The sequence below is a fragment of the Streptomyces sp. AC627_RSS907 genome (genome assembly GCF_019049165.1).
Genome location: NZ_JAGMUE010000417.1, coordinates 1 through 638, shown reverse-complemented (window position 1 = coordinate 638; position 638 = coordinate 1). Strand labels below are relative to the sequence as shown.

Sequence of the window (638 nt, the reverse complement as noted above, 5' to 3'; positions counted from 1 at the left end):
GCCGATGCCCTGGATCCAGAGCTGGTCGTCCACCGTGTGGACCTTGCCGTTCTTGACGGCGCCCATCTTCTTCCACAGGCCGCTGGCGGTCGCCTTCGTCTCGCCGGCCTTCTTCGGGTCGCCGTAGGTGGAGGTGAAGATGACGTCCGCGTCCGCCTTGTCGATCTGCTCGGGGCTCACGTCGTACGAGAAGCCGTCCTTGGCCTTGTCGGTGATGGCGGGGCGGCCGAGGCCGGCGTCGGCGAGGATGGTGGCGATGTAGTTCTTCTTGCCGTAGATCCGGATGTCGGCGCCCTCGATGAAGCGGACGACGTTGACCTCGGTCTGCTTGGCCTTGGCCGGGCCGCCGATGGCGTCGGTGACGCGGCCGGCGTGGGCGGTGTAGTCCGAGGTGACCTTCTTGGCCTCGGCGGTCTTGCCGAGCGCGGCGGCGTGGACCTGGAAGTTCTCCTTCCACGGGTAGCCGGTGGTCTCCGTCATCACCGTGGGCGCGATGGCGCTGAGTTCCTTGTAACGGGTGGCGTCGCGGTCCTTGTTGGTGAGGATCAGGTCCGGCTTGAGGCTGGCGATGGTCTCCAGGTTCGGCGCGGCGATGGTGCCGACGTCCTTGATGCCCTCGACCTTCTCCTTCGGCAGGT

The 638-nt window shown here is 66.8% G+C and carries 1 protein-coding gene; it reads right to left on the bottom strand.

Features of this window, described 5'->3' with window-relative positions:
* On the bottom strand, positions 1–638 hold a 638-nt coding region (locus tag KUM32_RS36215; RefSeq protein WP_217146145.1), incomplete at both ends, for an iron-siderophore ABC transporter substrate-binding protein.